Source organism: Micromonospora zhanjiangensis, assembly GCF_042650605.1.
Taxonomy (GTDB): Bacteria; Actinomycetota; Actinomycetes; order Mycobacteriales; family Micromonosporaceae; genus Micromonospora_J; species Micromonospora_J zhanjiangensis.
This window is the reverse complement of the sequence record NZ_JBHSBN010000001.1, coordinates 28,745-44,686: the sequence shown is the minus strand read 5'-3', so window position 1 is coordinate 44,686 and position 15,942 is coordinate 28,745. Positions and strand designations below refer to the sequence as shown.

Genomic DNA, 15,942 nt, shown 5'->3' with positions numbered 1-15,942 from the left:
GGCGGTCCGCCTCAGCCGGCCGAGGACACCGGCCCGACCGGGCCGTGCACCCGGGTCACCCAGGCGTCCGGGTCGGACAGCTCGGTCAACCGGGGCAGCGTGAGCGGCGAGCTGAAGACCTTGTTGAAGCCGGCCATGCCGACCCGTTCGACCACCCCGTGCACGAACTTGCGGCCCTCGGCGTACTGGCGCATCTTCACGTCGATGCCGAGCAGCTTCCGGACCGCCTTCTCCACCGGGTTGCCCGCCTGGCGGCGCTGGTTGAACCGGGCCCGGATCTGGTCGACGGAGGGGATCACCTCCGGTCCGACCCCGTCCATCACGAACTCGGCGTGCCCCTCCAGCAAGGTCATCATCGCGGTCAGCCGGTCCAGCACGGCCCGCTGGCCCGGGGTCTGCACGATGTCCAGCACGCTGGCCCGGCTCTGCGGGTCGCGGATCGAGTCGGAGAGCGCGGACACCCCGCGCCGGAGCCGGTCCAGGATCTGCTCGCCGCCGGCCTGGGAGGCGTCCACGAACGCCTGCACCTCGCCGAGGAAGTGACCCCGCATCCACGGCACCGCGGAGAACTGGGTGCGGTGGGTCACCTCGTGCAGGCAGACCCAGAGCCGGAAGTCCCGGGGGTCGACGTCGAGCTTGCGTTCGACCTCGACGATGTTCGGCGCCACCAGCAGCAGTTGGCCCGGGTCGGCGGAGAAGACCTCGTACTGGCCGAGCACCCGGCCGGACAGGTAGGCCAGCACCGTGCCGGCCTGCACCCCGGTCAGCCGGGACCCGATCGCGTCGCCGAACGCACCCGGCTGCCGGTCGCCGGAGAGCCGGCCGATCAGCGGCGTGATGACCTGCCGGAGCCCGGCGATGTTGGTCGCGGCCCAGTCCGCCCGGTCGACCACCCGTACCGCCGGGTGGTCGATCTGGGACCGCAGCCCGGTGTACGCCACCACGTGCCCGGCGGCCTCCTCGGTGAGCCGCCGCAGGTCGGTCACCACCCCGGTCGCCTCGTCCAGGGTGACCTTCGGGCCCGACTTCCCCAGCGCCCCGGCGGTGGCGGCGGCCAGATCCCAGTCCACGAACTGCGCCATGGACCCACCGTACCCGCGTGCGGCACCCGTCACCCGGACGCGAGCTGCCGGGGCCGTCAGCGGCAGCCGCAGCCGGCCATCGCCGTGGCGATCCGGTCCAGCTTCGGCTGGGCCTGCTCGGGGCCGACCGGCACCCGGTCGCCCATGATCGCGAAGGCGAGCAGCCGGCCGTCGACGGTGGTCAGTACGCCGGAGATCGCGTGCACCCCGTTCAACGTCCCGGTCTTGGCCCGGATCACCCCGGCGCCGGCCGCGCTGCCCGACCCGGCCACGTACCGCTCGCGGAGCGTGCCGGACCAGCCGGCCACGGGCAGCCCGCCGAAGACGCTGGCCAGCTCCGGACGCCGGCCGCTGCCGGCCAGGGCGAGCGCCCGGGTGAGCACCACCGGCGGGATCCGGTTGTCCCGGGACAGGCCGCTGCCGTCGACCAGCCGCAGCCCGTCGGCGGTCAGGCCGAGGTCGGCCAGTTCGGCCGTCACCGCCGTGGCAGCGCCGACGAACGAGGCGGGCTGTTGCCGGGCCAGCGCCACCTGCCGGGCCAACGCCTCGGCGACGATGTTGTCGCTGGCGCCGAGCATGAGGTCGACCATCCGGATCATCGGCGGTGACTCGATCCGGCCCAGTTCGGTGCCGGGGCTCACGGCGGCGCCGCCGGTGGCCGGGGCCGCGCCGGACCCGGCCGGCGCCACCCCCCTGGTCACGGCGCCGGCGGGCAGGCCGAGTCGCCCGGCGAACTGCCCGGCGGCCGTCAGGTCGGGGGCGGCGTACCGGGGCGCGTAGCCGGTGGCCTGTTTCGGGTCGACGCGGGCACCGTCGGTCATCAGCGCGGTGATCGGCGCGCCGAAGCCGCCCGTCGGGATGTCCGGGTCCCAGCCGGGCCCGGTGACCGGGCCGGCGTACAGCGACCCGTCGTAGACGACCCTGGTCGGTGCGGTGCCGCCCAGTGCCCGCCGGACCTGTTCGGCCAGCACGTCCAGCCGGGCGGCACCGGGATAGCTGCCGGTACCGGCCACCGCGACGGTCGGGTCGCCCCCGCCCACCAGCACCACCTCGCCCGGCGCGGAGCCCGCGACCACCCGGGTGGGGATCCGGTACCCGGGGCCCCGGGCGGCCAGGACGGCCACCGCGGTCGCCAGCTTGGTCGTCGAGGCCGGCACCGTCGGGGTCGTACCGCCCTGGTCGAACAGCGTCCGGCCGGTGACCACGTCGAGCACCGAGACGTGCAGGTCACCCAGCCCGGCGCCGGTGACCAGCGGGCCGACGGTGGCCCGTACCCCGTCCGGGCTCGGTTCGGGGCCGCCGGTGCCGAGCGCGGCCAGCACCGGCGGCGGGGGCGGCGGCGACCCGGCCGGATCACCCAGCCAGTCCGCGACCGGGCCGGGACGGACCACCAGCACACCGACCGCGAGGCCGACCGCGACGAGCACGGCGACCGACGCGACGAGCAGCCGGAACCGCAGCCCACGCCGTGCCCGGTGTCCGCTTCGGCCGGATTCGGGGTCGGGCACCCGGGCCCGACCGGAGGCCGGACCCGGCGGGTCGGAAGATGGGCGCGGATGGTCCGCCGGTGGTCGCCCGGCGGCCCGGTCGGGTCGCCGGTCCGGGCGGTAGTGTGAATCTTCCCTCCCCACCGGCCCCCTCCTCCCGGGCCGGGAACCGGCCTACGCGACACTGTCGTTGTCCGACCACTATGCGACGCGCGGAGCAACCCGCGGGGCCAGACCCCGCACCCCGGCGTCGCGGTTCCGTGAGCCAGCGTGGGCAAACGAGGGAGCGTGAGATGGATTTCGACGTTACGGTTGAGATCCCCAAGGGTCACCGCAACAAGTACGAGGTGGACCACAAGACCGGTCGGATCCGCCTGGACCGCACGCTCTTCACCTCGACCCAGTACCCGGCGGACTACGGCTTCATCGAGGGCACCCTCGGTGCGGACGGGGACCCGCTGGACGCCCTGGTGCTGGTGCCCGAGCCGACCTTCCCGGGCTGCCTGATCCGCTGCCGGACCATCGGCATGTTCCGGATGACGGACGAGAAGGGCGGCGACGACAAGGTGCTCTGCGTCCCCTTCGAGGACCCGCGCCAGGAGCACCTGCGGGACATCCACCACCTGGGCGAGTTCGACCGGCTGGAGATCCAGCACTTCTTCGAGGTCTACAAGGACCTGGAACCGGGCAAGTCGGTCGAGGGCGCCACCTGGGTGGGCCGGGTCGAGGCGGAGACCGAGATCCACGCCTCGTACCGGCGGCAGCGGGAGGCCGAGGAGCGCGGCGAGGCGCACTGAGCCGCGTCCAGAGCTGGCGTCGAGGGACCGGCGACCGCCGGTCCCTGACCGTCTCAGCGGACGGTCAACCGACCATGTCCCGGGCCCGGGCGTAGAGGTCGAGCACCACGCAGGCCACCGGCACGACCGAGACCACCAGCAGGGCGTCCAGCACGTCGGCGGCCCGGCCGAGGTAGGGCGTCGGCGCCCGGCGGGACCAGGTCGCACCGGCCAGTGCCACCAGCAACCCGGCCACCGACCCGACGACGGCCAGACCGAGCAGCCCGGCCGGGCCGGCCCGGCCGGCCAGCACCACGGCGAGCACCAGGACGCCGGCCAGGCCGGCCGCCACCAGCGGCACCCGCTGGCGCAGCGTCACGAACAGCCGGGACCGCAGCAGCAGAGCCGCGCCGGACACCGCGGTCAGCAGCAGACCGGCACCCCCGCCCGCCACCACCAGTACGGTCGCCGCGGCGCCGGCCAGCACCGCGTGCCCGACCAGCAGGCCGGACAGCAGCTCCTCGGTCCGGACCACCGCTTCCGCCACCCGGCCGCGGTCCGGGCGCTCCCGCGGTCCAGCACCGGTGCCGCCCGAACGGGCCGCGAGGTCGTCCGCGTCGGCGCCGGTGGGCAGCGTGATCGGCGGCATCGGCAGCCGGCCGAACCGGATCGCCAGCAGCGGCAGCAGGCCGATCCCGCAGACCAGGACGGACAGCAGGACCGCGGCGGCGCCGGCCGCGCTGAGCAGGAACCCGGCCGACGCGGTCAGCCCGCCGAGCAACCCCACCAGCGTGCCGGCCGCGAAGATCCGCAGTCCGACCCCGGTCCCGACCATCCCCAGCACCGCCACCAGCAGCACGGCCGCGGTGCCGGTGAGCAGTTCCGCCGCGCCGAGCCAGGGCAGCGCGGACAGCGCGCCGACCGGGTCGCCGGACGACACCAGCAGCGCGCCACCGAGGAACGCCGCCGGCATCGCCAGCGCGCCCAGGGTGGCGCCGACGGCCGCCTCCCCGTACGCCCGGGAGGCGACCGTGGCCGCGGCGAGGAGCAGCACCGCGATGCCGACCGCGACGTAGCCCCCGGCGCTCCACGCCGGGCCGCCGCGCACCACTGCCAGCAGCGCGGCGCCGACCAGCACCCCGCCGCCCACCAGGCAGGCCGACCGGGTGGCCGCGCCGGTCCAGGCGCTGCCCCGGCGCCGGGAACTCTCGGCGATCGCCTCCACCACGTCGTCGTACTCCAGCTCGGGCCACTGGGCGCGGGCCGGCACCAGGTGCAACACCTCGCCGTCCCGTACGCCCTGCGGCAGCAGCGCCTGGCTCGCCTGCAACGGCGCGCCGTCGGTGCGGCGCAGCACCCAACCGCCGTGGCGTTCGCCGTCGTCGGCCAGTCCGACCCCGGCGTGCCGGAGCACCTCGGGGAGCAGCTCGGCCAGCGGCAGGTGCTCCGGCAGGGCCACGTCGACCCGCCGTTCCGGCGCGCTGATCGTGACCTTCGCGAGCCCGATGCTCATCGATCGTCTCCATCCACAGGGGTGGGTGCGGTGCTGCGTGGACGACCGCACTTTACCTACGATGAGTCCGGTCCGGGTCACCCACCGTTCCGGTGCCCGGTCGTCGACGTTCCCCCGGGTAGGCGGTGCCACGCCGCGGCGCGGGCCGTCGCCGAAGTCCTGGGGAGGGCGAGCGTGAGCACCATTGTGATCAAACGGCCGCCGCGCCGACCGGCACCGGAGATCCCTACCGGCGACCTTCCGGTCGACGCGCCGCCGGAGATCCCGGCGACGGCCGGTTCGCGCTGGCAACAGACCATGATGGTGCTGCCGATGCTGGGTGGGTCGGTGGCCATGGCGATGATGTTCGGCCGCGGCGGCGGCGCCTACTCGTACGTGGTGGGCGCGATGTTCGGCGTCTCCTCCCTGGCCATGCTGGCCACCTCGTGGGGCAGCGCCAACGGCTCACCGAAGAAGTCGGAGATGATGGCCGCCCGGCGCGAGTACCTGCGGCACCTGGCCACCCTGCGCAGACGTGTCCGGCAGACCGCGGCCCGGCAACACGCCGGGCTGTTCTACCGGCACCCGGACCCGGGCCAGTTGTGGTCCACCGTGGGCAGCCACCGGGTCTGGGAACGCCGCCCCGGTGACCCGGACTTCGGCGTGGTCCGGGTCGCCGTCGGCCCGCAGACGCTGGCCACCCCGCTGGTGCCGCCGGTCACCCGGCCGTTGGAGGAGCTGGAGCCGATGACGGCCGGCGCGCTGCGCCGCTTCCTCGACACGTACTCGGTGGTGCCGAAACTGCCGGTGGCGCTGTCGCTGCGCGGCTTCGCCCGGGTGTACGTCCGGACCCGGCCGGTCCGGACCGACGGCTCACCGGCCGGCGGCGTCCCGCCCGACGGCGCGGCCCAGGCGTTGACCAGGGCGGTGCTCACCCAGCTGGCGGTGTTCCACTCCCCGGACGAGCTGGTGATCGCGGTCTGCGCCGGCCCGGAACGGCGGGCCGCCTGGGAATGGGTCAAGTGGCTGCCGCACGCGCAGCACCCCACCCGGACCGACGCCCTCGGCGGCGTACGACTGGTCGCCAGCTCCGCCGCCGAGCTGGAGCGGCTGCTGGACGACGTCCTGGGCAGCCGTTCCCGGTTCAGCCCGCTGGGCCCGGCCACCGACGGACCGCACGTGGTGATCGTGCTGGACGACGGGGAGTTGGCCGGCGCCGCCCACCTCGCCGGTGACGGCGGCATCGACGCGGTCACCATCCTGGACCTGGACAGCCCGCCGCCGCGCCTGCTGGACCGCTCCACGGTGGTGCTGGAGATCGTCGGCGACCGGCTGCACACCTACGCCATGGACGGGCCGGCCGAGGTGGGCGTACCGGACCGGCTGGCGATCACCGAGGCCGAGGCGGTGGCCCGCCGGCTCGCGCCGCTGCGGTTGGCCGCCGCGGCCAAGAGCGCGGACAGTCCGCTCGCCGCCGAGCTGGGCCTGGCCGAACTGCTCGGCGTCGGCGACCCGGAGAACTTCACCGTCGCCCAGGGCTGGGCGCCGCGGGCGGGCCGGGACCGGTTGCGGGTGCCGATCGGGGTCGGCGTCGACGGTGGCGCGATCGAGCTGGATCTGAAGGAGTCCGCGCAGGACGGCATGGGCCCGCACGGGCTGCTGATCGGCGCCACCGGGTCGGGCAAGTCCGAACTGCTGCGCACCCTGGTGCTCGGGCTGGCCGCGACGCACTCCTCCGAGCTGCTCAACTTCGTGCTTGTCGATTTCAAGGGCGGCGCCACGTTCGCCACGCTGGACCGGCTGCCGCACACCGCGGCGCTGATCACCAACCTGAAGGATGAACTGCCGCTGGTGGACCGGATGGTGGACGCCATCAACGGTGAGCTGATCCGCCGCCAGGAACTGCTCCGCCGGGCCGGCAACTTCGCCAGCGTCCGGGACTACGAGAAGGCCCGGTCCGCCGGATCCGCCATCGCGCCGCTGCCGTCGTTGCTGGTGATCTGCGACGAGTTCTCCGAGCTGCTGACCGCCAAACCGGACTTCATCGACCTGTTCGTCCAGATCGGACGGGTCGGCCGGTCGCTGGGGGTGCACCTGCTGCTGGCCTCGCAGCGGTTGGAGGAGGGGCGGCTGCGCGGCCTGGACACCCACCTGTCGTACCGGATCGGGTTGCGCACCTTCTCGGCGCTGGAGTCCCGGGCGGTGCTCGGCGTGCCGGACGCGTACGAGCTGCCGCGCAGTCCCGGTCACGGGTACCTCAAGTTCGGCACCGAGCCGCTGACGCGGTTCAAGGCCGCGTACGTGTCCGGCCCGTACCGCCGTACCGGGGGCGACGCGCCGGGGGCGGACGGGGCGGCCGGGCACCGGCTGTTGACGTACTCGACGCACTTCACCCCGGTGCTCCAGCCGCAGGTGCCGGCCCGGCCGGCGGCACCGGCCGACGCGCCGGACGCCGGGAGCCTGCTCGACGTGCTGGTCGCCCGGCTGGTCGGCCAGGGCCCGCCGGCCCACCAGGTGTGGCTGCCGCCGCTGGCCACCGCGCCGCCCCTGGACGAACTGCTCGGTCCGGTCGGGCCCGACCCGGTCCGCGGCCTCACCGTCGCCAACCCGCAGCTGCACGGCGCCCTGCAGGTGCCGGTGGCGCTGGTCGACAAGCCGCTGGACCAGCGCCGGGACCCGCTCTGGCTGACGCTGCACGGCGCCACCGGGCACGTGGCCGTGGTCGGCGGCCCGCAGAGCGGCAAGTCGACCGTGCTGCGGACGCTCATCTGCGGGTTGGCGCTCACCCACACCCCGGCCGAGGCGCAGTTCTACTGCCTGGACTTCGGCGGCGGTTCGCTGGCCGCGGTGCGCGACCTGCCGCACGTCGGCGGCGTGGCCGGCCGGCTCGACGCGGCGGCCGTGCGGCGCACCGTCGGCGAGGTCACCACGCTCCTCACCGACCGGGAGCGACGGTTCGGCGAGTCGGGTGTGGACTCGATGGCGGCCTACCGGAAGCGCCGGGTCGCCGGCACGGTGCCCGACGACCCGTTCGGCGACGTCTTCCTGGTCATCGACGGGTGGCCGACGCTGCGCGGCGAGTACGACGACCTTGAGCCGATGCTCACCGACATCGCCACCCGCGGCCTGTCGTACGGCGTGCACGTGGTCGCGACCGCGCCCCGCTGGATGGACTTCCGGCCGGCCATCCGGGACCTGTTCGGTGCTCGGCTGGAGTTGCGGCTGGGCGATCCGAGCGACTCGATCGTCTCCCGCCGGGCCGCCGCGAACGTGCCGGAGAAGTCGCCCGGTCGGGGCATCACGGCCGACAGCCTGCACCTGCTGACCGTGCTGCCCGAACTGTCCGGCCCGGGCGGCGACACCGCGGCGCTGGTGAAGGCGGTGGCCGACGCCTGGTCCGGACCGCCGGCGCCCCGGGTCCGGCTGTTGCCGCCCGAGCTGCCGTACGCCCGGCTCGACCTGGCCGCCAGCACCGGCCTGCGGTTGCCGATCGGCATCGCCGAGGCCGACCTGCAACCGGTGACCGTCGACTTCGCCACCGAGCCGCATTTCCTGCTCTTCGGCGACGCCGAGTGCGGCAAGTCGTCGTTCCTGCGTGCGCTGGCCACGTCGGTGACCCGGCGGTTCACCCCGGACCAGGCCCGGCTGATCCTGGTCGACTACCGGCGCAGCCTGCTCGGCACCGTGCAGTCCGAGCATCTGATCGGGTACGGCACGGCGGCGGCCGGCACCGTCGAACTGATCGAGTCGGTGGCCGGCTACATGCGTCGGCGGCTGCCCGGGCCGGACGTCACCACCGAGCAACTGCGGGACCGGTCCTGGTGGACCGGACCCGAGCTGTTCGTCCTGGTGGACGACTACGACCTGGTCGCCACCGGTCCGGCGAACCCGCTGCGGCCGCTGGAGGAGTTCCTGCCGCAGGCCCGTGACATCGGACTGCACCTGGTGCTGACCCGCCGGTCCGGCGGCGCGGCGCGGGCGCTCTACGAACCGATCATCCAGCGGCTGCGGGAACTCTCCTCACCGGGGCTGATCATGTCCGGGGACCGCGACGAGGGTGCCCTGGTCGGCAACGTCCGCCCCGGCGCCATGCCACCCGGTCGGGGACGGTTGGTGACCCGGAAGGAGGGTGTCCGGCTGGTCCAGCTCGGTTACCTGCCACCGGCGTGAGCAGGAATCCCGATTTGTACCTCCGGCCCCGGTGAAACGCGATAACCTCCGTGCATCACGTGGTCGGCGGGATGAAATGGCATCGATGTGACTGGACTGAGTCGCCTGCGTCGACGGACCGTCCGGCGAATCGCCGGGACGGCCGCGTTCGCCATGGCCGGACTCGTCGCGACCGTCGCCGGCCCGGTCGCGTCCCCGGCTGTCGCCGCACCGATCGGCACGCCCGTCGTCCGTCCGATCCGCACCGACGCCGTACGCGACCAGCAGTGGCAGATCCAGGAGCTGGACGCCCGTACGGCGTGGAAGCTGTCCACCGGCCAGGGCGTCACCGTCGCGGTCATCGACTCCGGTGTGGACGGATCGCATCCGGACCTGGCCGGTCAGGTGCTGCCCGGCACCGACCTGGTCCGCGAGTCCGGCGACGGACAGTTCGACCCGGTGGGGCACGGCACCACCGTGGCCGGCCTGATCGCCGGCCGCCGGGACGACTCCCGGGGCGTGGTGGGCCTGGCGCCGGAGGCGAAGATCCTCCCGGTCCGGGTGCTCGACGAGGAGAACCGGTACGACGACGCGCTGATCGTCGCCAGGGGTGTGCGCTGGGCGGTCGACAACGGCGCGCAAGTGATCAACATGTCGCTCGGTGGCACCGGCGACAGCCCGGCGTTGGCGGCGGCCCTGGACTACGCCTTCGCCCGTGACGTCGTCGTGGTGGCCTGCACCGGCAACCTCACCAGCAGCACCCCGGTCAACAAGGTCTGGTACCCGGCGCGGGAGCGGGGGGTGCTGGCCGTCGCCGGCCTCGACCACGACAGCAACGACCTGTGGTCCGGGTCGATCACCGGTGCGGAGACGGTGCTCACCGCCCCGGCGACCGGCTTGACCGGCGCCCGCCCCGGCGGGTTCTGGGAGGTGCAGGGGACCAGCTTCGCGGCCCCGCTGGTAGCCGCGGCGGCCGCCCTGGTGCGGTCCCGCTGGCCGCAGATGTCCGCCGGTGACGTGATCAGTCGGCTGGTCGGCACCGCCCGGGATCTCGGCGTGCCCGGTCGGGACGACATCTACGGCTTCGGCCTGGTGGATCCGGTCGCGGCGCTCACCGGTCCGGTGCCGGTGCCCGGGGTGGCCCGCAACCCGTTGGACGACAACCTGTCACCGGGCACCGAGGGATTCGGTCCGGCGCCCGGTCGGGCGACGGCGACCCCGCCGGAAAATCCGCGGCCCAGCCAGCTCGGTGGCGGTTTCGCGCCGTCGACCAAGCCGCGTTGGGAGGCCCGGACGGGCGGGCAGACGACCGGCATGGACCGGGAGAACGTCTGGGGCTGGGCGCTGTTGGGCATCCTGATGCTGACCGGCGGTGCCCTGTTGGTGGCGGGCCGCCGGCTGCGCGGCGCTCCGTCGCCGACCCGGCGCCCACCGGCGGCGTAGTTGGTAGTAGGTCAGGTGCAGTTGCCGGTGCCGGTGGCGCGGGTGCTCGCGACGCCCGCCGTGGCGACCGGTCGGGCCTCCTCGGCGGAGACCGCGAACCCGGTGTTCCGGTCGTCCGCCGCCGCCGCGAAGATCACGCCGAGCACCTGACCGTTCGGCGCCACCAGCGGCCCACCGGAGTTGCCGCTGCGGACCAGCGCCCGGATGGTGTAGATGTCCCGGGTCACGTTGCCCGACTCGTAGATGTCCGGACCGGTGATCCGACCCAGGTCACGCACCCGGGCGGACTGCGCGTCGTACGGGCCGTCCTGCGGGTAGCCGAGCACGATCGCGTCGGCGCCACTGGCCGCGGGTCGACCGGCGAACTGCATGACCGGCGCGGGCAGGCCCGGCACGTAGATCACCGCGAGGTCGCGGCGCGGGTCGTAGACCACCACCCGGCCGTTGTACCGGTCCCCACCGACCTCGACGGTCAGGCTGCGGGTGCCGGCGACGACGTGCGCGTTGGTCATCACCCGGTCGTCGGCGTACACGAACCCGGAGCCCTCGATCCGGCGTGAGCAGCTCGGCGCGGTGCCGAGCACCTTCACCACCGACCGCTGGCCGTTGGCGACGACCCGCGAGCCGGCCAGCGCGGGGTCGGGCGGCGACACCTCCCGGGCCCGGGTCGGCGCCAGGCCGCCGAAGACGTCCGGGAAGCCGTTGGTGTCGACGGTGTCCCGGAGCGCGTCGGAGAGCGCCTGCGCCTGCGCGGGCAGCACCCGGTCGACCACCGGCAGCAGGGCGCTGTTGCGGACGGCGCTGGCCAGCCAGGGCAACGACGACGACCCCAGCGGTACGGCGACCAGCCAGGCCACCAGCAGCACCGCGAACAGCGAGACGAACGCCCCACCGACGTCGTCCAGCCGCTGACCGATCCGGCTGGTGATCGCGTGCCGCAGGTGGGAACCGATCCAACCGGCGCCCGCCTGGCCGAGCACGGCCAGACCGAAGATCGCGACCAGCGAGACGACCACCCGGGTCGACGGATCGATGAACTGTTGGGCGATCAGCGGACCAATCTGGAGACCGATCAGCGCACCGAGGAAGAACCCGGTGAACGACAGCACCCCGATGACGAAACCCTGCCGGTACCCGCTGATCGCGAACACGAGCATGAGCAGAAGCAGGACCACATCCACCGCCGACACCCGTCCAGCCTACGGGTGCCGGCTGTGAAGGTCCTCAGCCGGACGGGATCTGCGAGCTTTCCGCTTCCGTACTGTTTCTCAGGGTAACGGTCCGGCCAGCTCGTCGACCTCGTCGGCGGCGGCGGCCGGTGCCGGAGCGGCGGGCAGGTCGGCGACCCGGTCGGCGTGCCAGGGCCGGGCCCAGCCGCCCATCGTCAGCAGCGCGTCCAGGACGCCGGCGGTGAAACCCCAGACGAGCATGCCGCGCACCTGGAAGGCCGGACCGATCCAGCCGCTCGGGTGGCGTACCCGCAGGCGGTTGCCCGGGTCGACCAGCTCGGCCACCGGCAACCGGGCCACGTGCGCCACCTCTCCCGGGTCGCGGGATCGCACCGGGTGCGGCCGGTGCCACCAGCCGAGGACCGGGGTGACCACGAAGTCGCTGACCGGGATCCACAGCCGGGGCAGTTCGGCCAGCACGGTCACGCTGTCCGGGTCGAGGTCGACCTCCTCCCGGGCCTCGCGCAGCGCCGTACCGGCCGGACCCGGGTCGCCCGGGTCCGCGGCACCGCCGGGAAACGCCGGCTGCCCGGCGTGGTTGCGCAGCGTCGCGGCGCGTTGAAGCATGAGTACGTCCGGCCCGTGCTCCGCGTCCTCACCGAGCAGCACCAGGACCGCGCTCGGCCGTCCGCCGCTGGTCGGCGTGACCAGCCGGGTGAAGTCCTCGGCCCGGGCCGACCGGACCCGACCGAGCAGCGGCTGGATCCAGTCCGGCGGTTCGATACCGGCCGGCGACGCGGTCCCGGCGGGCAGCTCGCGGTTCACGTGGTCACCTGCTTCCTGTCAACGTGGCGGCGCATCGTCACCGCACCGGTACGTCGAGGTGTCGTTCGACCAGCGCGGCGAGGGTGTCATCGGTCAGTGCCCCGGTGTTGTCGACGTGCCGTACCCGGCCCTGGCCGTCGACGAACAGCGTGACCGGCAGCGCGGTGCGGGCCAACGCCCGGCGCAGCCGCTCGTCCGGGTCGAAGAGGGTGGGATAGGTCAGGCCGAAGTCGGTCGCCAGTGACTCGGCGGCGGCCCGATCGTCCCGGGTGTCCACGCCCAGCACGTGCAGCCGGTCGCCGGCCCGGACGGCCAGCCGCTGGAAGGCGGGCAGTTCCTTGCGGCAGGGGGGACACCAGGAGGCCCAGAGGTTGATCACCGCTGGGCCGGGTAGCTCGGCGAGGCCGACCGGCGCGCCACCGGTGAAGCAGGGCAGCCGCAGATCGGGCAGCCGGGTCACCGTTCCGGCGGCGGCGTCACCCGCCGGCCCACCGGCCGCGCCCGAGCCGGGCTGGGCTGGGCTGGGCTGGGTCGGGCCAGGCTGGGCCGAGCCGGCCTGGGTCGGGCCGGCCGAGCCGGATGAGCCGGGCTGGGCCGAGCCGGACGTCGACGGGCCGGGCGGGCGGGCCAGGGTTGTGCAGTCGGCGAACGGCGCGGCCGAGGTCGGTCCCGCCGCCGGACGCGGCGGCGTCCCGTCGCACGCTCCGACCAGCAGCAACAGGGGCAGCAGCAGACCGGCGAGCGGTCGGTTCACGGCGCCTCCGCGGCGACGGCCTGCGCCGGCACCAGCTCCGGGTCGAGGCCGGCCTGACCGGCCAACTCCCGGGCCCGGGGACCCTTGAGCAACTTGGCGGCCGGCGCGGCGTCGGTCGGGCCGGTCCCGTAGGACGGGCAGAGCTTGGCCAGCGTGCACGCCCCGCAGGCGGGCGTCCGGGAGTGGCAGACCCGACGCCCGTGGAAGATGATCTGGTGCGACAGCAGGGTCCAGTCGCGTCGCTTGAACATCGCCCCGATCGCGTGCTCGATCTTGACCGGATCGGTCTCGGCCGTCCAGCCCCAGCGCCGTACCAGTCGTTGGAAGTGGGTGTCCACGGTGATGCCGGGTACGTCGAAGGCGTTGCCGAGAATGACGTTGGCGGTCTTGCGACCGATGCCCGGCAGGGTCACCAGATCGGCGAGCCGGGCGGGCACCTCGCCGTCGTACCGGTCGACCAGCGCCTGGCCCAGCTTGATCAGGGCGTCCGTCTTGTTCCGGAAGAAGCCGGTGGGGCGAATCAGTTCCTCCAGCTCGGCCCGGTCGGCGCCGGCGTAGTCGGCCGCGGACCGGTACCGGGCGAAGAGCTTCGGCGTCACCTCGTTGACCCGCTTGTCCGTGCACTGCGCGGACAGGATCGTGGCGACCGCGAGCTGCAGCGGACCGTCGTGGTCGAGTTCGCAGTGCGCGTCCGGGTGGGTCTCGGCCAGCACCCGGTGCATCCGGCGGGCCCGTCGGGTGCGCCCGAGATCCGTCTCCACCCGGGCCGCGCGGCGGGTCACCGGTTCGGCCCGATCCAGACCGGTATGATCCGGTTCGACCTGTTGCGATCCGACCCGGCCCGATCCGACCTGACTCGTTTCCGCCGCGCCGGCGGCTGACTTTCCGCGCACACCCACGCCGGACAGCCTACGTCGCGGCACCGACCAACCGGACGACCGCGAAACCAGCCCTCGTGCCGGCCCGCGCCGCGGCGGTTCCGGCTGGTCCGCGTCCGGCCCGGAGCGGCGCGACCCCCGACCTCGGGATCCGCCGGACCTCAGAGCGCCGTGGGCCCGGGCGCCGTGGGCCCGACCCGGTCGGACCAGGCGGGCCGGACCACCGCGCCGCCGTCGCGTACCGCCCGGTGCACGGCACGGGCCAGCGGCGCGCCCCAGCGGGATCGCGGTCCGCCGTACCGCTCGGCGGGCTCCTCGGTCGGGCAGAGGACGGTGACCGCGTCGGTGGCCGTGCCGGTGGCCGGCAGGCCCAGGTCCCACAGCGCCTGCGCCTTCGCCTCGGTCACCGTGCCGACCGCGTTGACCAGCGCGGCGTCGCTCAGCCCGACCGGCAGCAGCGCGACGATGTTGACCGTACCGACCGGATGACCGGCATCCACCCCGGCCGGACCGACCGGGTCGACCTGGTCCGCCGGGCCGGCCGGGTCCACCACCGGCCCGGCCGGGGCGGCGGCCCAGACCGGGGCGCCCAGCCCGACGGTCGCCCACACCCGGACCCCGTCGTCGGACCGGACCACCAGTTCGGCCACGTCGACGCCGGTGAGGTGCCCGACCCCGGGCCCGGACAACCCCAGGTCACCGGCGAGTTCGGCCAGGTGCGCGTCCGGGTCGTCCCGCCGGTACGACATCGGCACGGTCGCGTTGAGCACCCAGTGCCGTACGCCGAGACCCCCGCCGAGCGGGGCGGTACTCACCGCCCGTAGCGGCCGGGTGGTCCGCCAGAGCAGGAACGGGACGTCGTCGCCGTCCTCGGCACGAAAGCGCAGCACGGGTTCGGAGAACACCGCCCGACCCTACGGGCCAGGTCGTGAGCTGCCACGGGTCGTGCCCGCCGGATGGGGCGGCGGATGATAGCTGTTTGCCGTACCGGCGGGTACGCTGCCGAATCAAGATTCCCGGGGTGCGCTCCGAATAGCGCTCACGTGCGCCTAGACTGGCGGCGCGCGACGGTTGACCAGCCGGCGGCCCTGGCCGGCGGGACGCACGTGCAGGCGGAGGTGCTCGATGGACGAGGTGTTGGCCCGCAGCGGGATCTTCCAGGGTGTGGACCCGGAAGCTGCCGAGGCGCTCGCCAAGGAGATGGAGACGATCGACGTCCGCAAGGGCGAGGTGGTCTTCAACGAGGGCGAGCCCGGTGACAGCCTGTACATCGTGCTGACCGGCAAGATCAAGGTCGGCCGGCGCGCCGCCGACGGCCGGCAGAACCTGATCGCGCTGATGGGCCCCTCGGACATGGTGGGCGAGCTGTCCCTGTTCGATCCGGGCCCGCGGACGGCCACCGCCACCGCGGTGATCGACACCCGGCTGGTCCGGCTGCGCAAGCAGGCGCTGCGCCCCTGGCTGAACAACCGTCCCGAGATCGCCGAGCAGTTGCTCCGGGTGCTGGCCCGCAGGCTACGCCGGACGAACGACTCGCTGGCCGATCTGATCTTCACCGACGTGCCCGGCCGGGTGGCCAAGAACCTGCTGCAGATGGCCGGCCGGTTCGGCACCCGGGACGGCGGCGTCCTGCGGGTCACCCACGACCTCACCCAGGAGGAGATCGCCCAACTGGTCGGCGCCTCCCGGGAGACCGTCAACAAGGCCCTTGCCGACTTCGCCTCGCGCGGCTGGCTGCGGCTGGACGGTAAGAGCATCATCATCCTCGACCCGGAGCGCCTGGCCCGCCGCGCCCGCGTCTGACCCGCGCGACCGGGCATGCCCCGGCCGCGACACCGACCCCTCCCCGACCATCGACGCGGCGCGGGTCGTCTGCCACGGGCAGAT

12 protein-coding genes are annotated in these 15,942 nt (G+C 74.2%); 4 read left to right on the top strand and 8 right to left on the bottom strand.

Going from position 1 to position 15,942, the window contains the following annotated elements; all coding sequences use genetic code 11:
• Positions 1 to 11 precede the first annotated feature (11 nt).
• Together ACFOX0_RS00190 and dacB are read right to left on the bottom strand one after the other, a co-directional pair.
• Entirely contained in the window at positions 12 to 1,082 is a 1,071-nt protein-coding gene (locus tag ACFOX0_RS00190; RefSeq protein ID WP_377541285.1) for a zinc-dependent metalloprotease, read from the bottom strand.
• Between the two features lie 56 nt (positions 1,083 to 1,138).
• Positions 1,139 to 2,590 (bottom strand): D-alanyl-D-alanine carboxypeptidase/D-alanyl-D-alanine endopeptidase, encoded by a 1,452-nt coding sequence (gene dacB / locus ACFOX0_RS00185; RefSeq protein WP_377541284.1) that lies wholly within the window; start codon positions 2,588 to 2,590, stop codon positions 1,139 to 1,141.
• 272 nt (positions 2,591 to 2,862) lie between these two features.
• On the opposite strand from dacB, the gene ACFOX0_RS00180 reads away from it, so the two are divergent.
• On the top strand, positions 2,863 to 3,366 hold the full coding sequence (locus ACFOX0_RS00180) for an inorganic diphosphatase (protein ID WP_377541283.1): 504 nt from the start codon (positions 2,863 to 2,865) through the stop codon (positions 3,364 to 3,366).
• A gap of 64 nt (positions 3,367 to 3,430) precedes the next feature.
• Here ACFOX0_RS00180 and eccD read toward each other — a convergent pair whose 3' ends face one another.
• Positions 3,431 to 4,858: a type VII secretion integral membrane protein EccD gene (gene eccD, locus ACFOX0_RS00175; protein WP_377541282.1), complete on the bottom strand. Its 1,428-nt coding sequence runs from the start codon at positions 4,856 to 4,858 to the stop codon at positions 3,431 to 3,433.
• Between the two features lie 174 nt (positions 4,859 to 5,032).
• Between eccD and eccCa the strand changes: the two genes are divergently transcribed.
• A complete protein-coding gene (eccCa, locus tag ACFOX0_RS00170) occupies positions 5,033 to 9,007 on the top strand; it encodes a type VII secretion protein EccCa (RefSeq protein WP_377541281.1) in 3,975 nt (1,324 codons plus the stop codon).
• An 87-nt stretch (positions 9,008 to 9,094) separates the two neighbouring features.
• Positions 9,095 to 10,429, top strand: coding sequence for a type VII secretion-associated serine protease mycosin (gene mycP / locus ACFOX0_RS00165; RefSeq protein WP_377541280.1), 1,335 nt, complete (start codon positions 9,095 to 9,097; stop codon positions 10,427 to 10,429).
• Between the two features lie 11 nt (positions 10,430 to 10,440).
• Here mycP and ACFOX0_RS00160 read toward each other — a convergent pair whose 3' ends face one another.
• The 5 genes from ACFOX0_RS00160 to ACFOX0_RS00140 form a co-directional block, all read right to left on the bottom strand.
• The gene (locus ACFOX0_RS00160) at positions 10,441 to 11,619 is read right to left on the bottom strand and encodes a MarP family serine protease (RefSeq protein WP_377541279.1); all 1,179 of its coding nucleotides are present in this window, start codon (positions 11,617 to 11,619) and stop codon (positions 10,441 to 10,443) included.
• 78 nt (positions 11,620 to 11,697) lie between these two features.
• The gene (locus ACFOX0_RS00155; RefSeq protein ID WP_377541837.1) at positions 11,698 to 12,381 is read right to left on the bottom strand and encodes an NUDIX hydrolase; all 684 of its coding nucleotides are present in this window, start codon (positions 12,379 to 12,381) and stop codon (positions 11,698 to 11,700) included.
• Between the two features lie 79 nt (positions 12,382 to 12,460).
• The gene (locus ACFOX0_RS00150) at positions 12,461 to 13,177 is read right to left on the bottom strand and encodes a TlpA family protein disulfide reductase (RefSeq protein WP_377541278.1); all 717 of its coding nucleotides are present in this window, start codon (positions 13,175 to 13,177) and stop codon (positions 12,461 to 12,463) included.
• Positions 13,174 to 13,899 (bottom strand): endonuclease III, encoded by a 726-nt coding sequence (nth, locus tag ACFOX0_RS00145; protein ID WP_377541836.1) that lies wholly within the window; start codon positions 13,897 to 13,899, stop codon positions 13,174 to 13,176. The genes ACFOX0_RS00150 and nth overlap by 4 nt, the downstream gene beginning before the upstream one ends.
• 317 nt (positions 13,900 to 14,216) lie before the next feature.
• Entirely contained in the window at positions 14,217 to 14,960 is a 744-nt protein-coding gene (locus ACFOX0_RS00140; RefSeq protein WP_377541277.1) for an adenosylcobinamide amidohydrolase, read from the bottom strand.
• A 220-nt stretch (positions 14,961 to 15,180) separates the two neighbouring features.
• On the opposite strand from ACFOX0_RS00140, the gene ACFOX0_RS00135 reads away from it, so the two are divergent.
• Positions 15,181 to 15,858, top strand: coding sequence for a Crp/Fnr family transcriptional regulator (locus ACFOX0_RS00135; RefSeq protein WP_377541276.1), 678 nt, complete (start codon positions 15,181 to 15,183; stop codon positions 15,856 to 15,858).
• Positions 15,859 to 15,942: the final 84 nt, after the last annotated feature.